The following is a 2,660-nucleotide window of genomic DNA, read 5'->3' on the forward strand; positions in this document are numbered from 1 at the left end:
CGGCGACCGCGAATGGCATCGCGCCGCCGCCGGCGACGATGCCGACCGGCGATGCGATCTCCGACGCCGCCGATGTCATGCCCGCGGCCATCCCAACATCACTTCGCGATGGCGGGAAGGCAGAGCGGGCGCTTGCCCTTGCCGATGAAGTCGAGGATTTCGGCGATCGCCGGATCTTCGCCGGCGAGCGGCCTGGACGCCTCCAGCCGCTCAGCGAAGGTGCCGGAGCCGTGGAAGAGTTTTTGGTAGAACCCACGCACCGTCGCGAGCCGCTGCTTGGTGAACTTGCGCCGCTTCATGCCGATCAGGTTGAGGCCCTCCAGCACCGCATATTGGCCGTTGACGAGGCCAAACGGGATGATGTCGTCGCGCACGCCACACACGCCGCCAACCATGACCTGCGGGCCGATGCGGGTAAATTGGTGCACGGCGGACAGTCCGCCGATGAAGACGAAGTCGCCAATCTCGCAATGACCGCCGAGCGTTGCCGACGTCGCGAAGATGACATCATTGCCGACATGGCAATCGTGGCCGACATGGCTGCAGTTCATGAAATAGCCGCGGTCGCCAACCGTGGTGACCCCGCCGCCGGCGACGGTGCCGGCATTCATGGTCACGGATTCGCGGATGGTGCAGCCCGAGCCGATCTTGAGCTGTGTCAGTTCGCCACGATAGCTGAGCGACTGCGGCGGCGTGCCGAGCGAGGCAAACGGGTAGATGGTGCAATCGTCGCCGATCATGGTCTGCGCGGTGACGTGCACATGTCCGATCAGCTTGCAATTGTTGCCGATCACGACATTCGGGCCGATGATGCAATACGGTCCGATCTCGGTGCCCTCGCCGATCACGGCGCCGTCCGCGACCCGTGCGGTGGGATCAATCTTGCTCATCAAGCAAATCTTACTCGTCAGGAAGCTCTGATTATGTGTTGAAGTCGCTCAGTTTTCCGGTGGTTAGCGCGACTATGCCCGATCTGTCCAGTGACGTATCATCTCTGCCTGTTTCAAGTACCGGATGAGGCGGCCTTCCCGGTCCCTCGACATGTTCACACGGAGGTTCAGCACTCGTGGTCAGGGCCTTGGCACTTCTGCTCGCGCAGCTCGCGGCGGCGCCGATCGTGTCCGAGATGGTCGAGACCGGCGATCGCCGGCCCATCGATCTTGCGACCTTCGAATGCCGCGACATCAGTCGCAGCACGGTGCTTCAGCGTGTCTGCTATGATCGCGCGCAGCACGACCTCGTCGTCGCGACTGGCGGCTTCTATGCGCGCTATTGCGGCGTCGCGGCCGAGACATTCGACCGCCTTCTGGGCGCGCCGTCCATGGGCCAGTTCTTCAACCGGCATATCAGGCGCGAGGCCGCCGGCAGCCGCTACGATTGCAGCGCGTGAGCCCCGTCCCGTGGGGCCGATGCCGCTCAGTCCGTCAGCATGGCGCCGACATCGGCTTCCGCAACGACCTGTCCGTTGACCTTGGCGTCGCCGTGAAACCACCACATGGCCTTGCGGCGGCCAACCGAGCGCATGTGGTACTCGATGGTGTCGCCGGGCAGCACGGGCTTGCGGAACTTGCACTTGTCGATGGTGAGAAAATAGACCGCCCGCGGCTTCTCGGTGCCTTCGACCGACTTGATGCCGATCACGCCCGCGGTCTGCGCCATCGCCTCGATCATCATGACGCCGGGATAGACCGGACGCTCAGGGAAATGTCCCTGGAAGGCCGGCTCGTTGAAGGTGACGTTCTTGATGCCGATGCCGCTGTAGTCGGCGCGGATGTTGATCACGCGATCGATCAGCAGCATCGGGAAGCGGTGCGGCAGGGTCTGGAGGATGGCATTGATGTCCACCAGCTCGAACTTAACAGGTGATTCCGCCGTCATTCCCGTCCCTCGTCCTTCGCATCGGCCTTGCTGTCGCGTACCAGGCGCTCCACCGCGATGATCTCCTTGAACCACTGCTTGGTCGGTTTGGCAAAAAAACCACCCCAGCGTCCACCTGCCGGGATGTCGTCCTTGACGCCGCTCATCGCGGTGACCTGGGCCCCATCTCCGATCTTGAGGTGGTTATTGATGCCAACCTTGGCTCCCAGCGCCACGTTGTCGCCGATGGTCAGACTGCCGGCCAGCCCGATCTGAGCCGCCAGCAGGCAGTTCCGGCCGATGGTCACATTGTGGCCGATCTGGACCTGATTGTCGATTTTGGTGCCCTCCCCGATCACGGTGTCGCGCAAGGACCCGCGATCGATGGTGGTGCCGGCGCCGACCTCCACATTGTTCTGGATCAGCACGCGGCCGGTCTGCGGCACTTTCAGGTGGCCCTCGGGGCCGAAGAAGATGAAGCCGTAGCCGTCCTGGCCGATCGAGCAGCCGGGATGGATCAGCACGTCGTTGCCGATCAGCGCGCATTGGATGGCGGTACGGGCGCCGACGTTGCAATCGCGGCCGATCTTGACCCCCGGACCGATCACCGCCCCGGCGCCGACCACCGTGCCGCTACCGATCTCAACGTCCGGGCCGATCACCGCCAGGGGATCGACGATCACGCCGTCCTCGAGCCGGGCCGTGGGATCGATGATCGCGGACGGCGCGATGCCGTCATTGCCGACCCAGGATTGCGGTCTGAGCGCATCGCCATGCCATTCCCGCGCGAGCCTGACGAAGGC

Annotated in this window: 4 protein-coding genes; 1 reads left to right on the forward strand and 3 read right to left on the reverse strand. The window is 64.0% G+C overall.

All coding sequences use genetic code 11. From position 1 onward, the window contains the following. Window positions 1–98: 98 nt before the first annotated feature. Window positions 99–890: an acyl-ACP--UDP-N-acetylglucosamine O-acyltransferase gene (lpxA, locus tag MOV75_RS33820; RefSeq protein WP_246926334.1), complete on the reverse strand. Its 792-nt coding sequence runs from the start codon at window positions 888–890 to the stop codon at window positions 99–101. Window positions 891–1,066: 176 nt separating this feature from the next. Here lpxA and MOV75_RS33825 point away from each other — a divergent pair, with 176 nt between their 5' ends. Next, window positions 1,067–1,390, forward strand: a complete 324-nt coding sequence (locus tag MOV75_RS33825) for a KTSC domain-containing protein (RefSeq protein ID WP_246926332.1) — start codon at window positions 1,067–1,069, stop codon at window positions 1,388–1,390. A gap of 26 nt (window positions 1,391–1,416) precedes the next feature. Here the strand turns inward: MOV75_RS33825 and fabZ are convergent, their stop codons facing one another. Continuing rightward, a complete protein-coding gene (fabZ, locus tag MOV75_RS33830) occupies window positions 1,417–1,878 on the reverse strand; it encodes a 3-hydroxyacyl-ACP dehydratase FabZ (RefSeq protein WP_018320213.1) in 462 nt (153 codons plus the stop codon). Continuing rightward, window positions 1,875–2,660, reverse strand: a 786-nt coding sequence (gene lpxD, locus MOV75_RS33835; protein WP_247007508.1) for a UDP-3-O-(3-hydroxymyristoyl)glucosamine N-acyltransferase, incomplete at its 5' end; no start/stop codon positions are given. The genes fabZ and lpxD, both read right to left, overlap by 4 nt.

It is taken from the genome of Bradyrhizobium sp. PRIMUS42, from assembly GCF_023006515.1.
Taxonomy (GTDB): domain Bacteria; phylum Pseudomonadota; class Alphaproteobacteria; order Rhizobiales; family Xanthobacteraceae; genus Bradyrhizobium.

Excerpts from the sequence above, each read along its gene's own strand:
- lpxA (WP_246926334.1), bottom strand. The coding sequence starts at position 890 with ATGAGCAAGATTGATCCCACCGCACGGGTCGCGGACGGCGCCGTGATC.
- fabZ (WP_018320213.1), bottom strand. The coding sequence starts at position 1,878 with ATGACGGCGGAATCACCTGTTAAGTTCGAGCTGGTGGACATCAATGCC.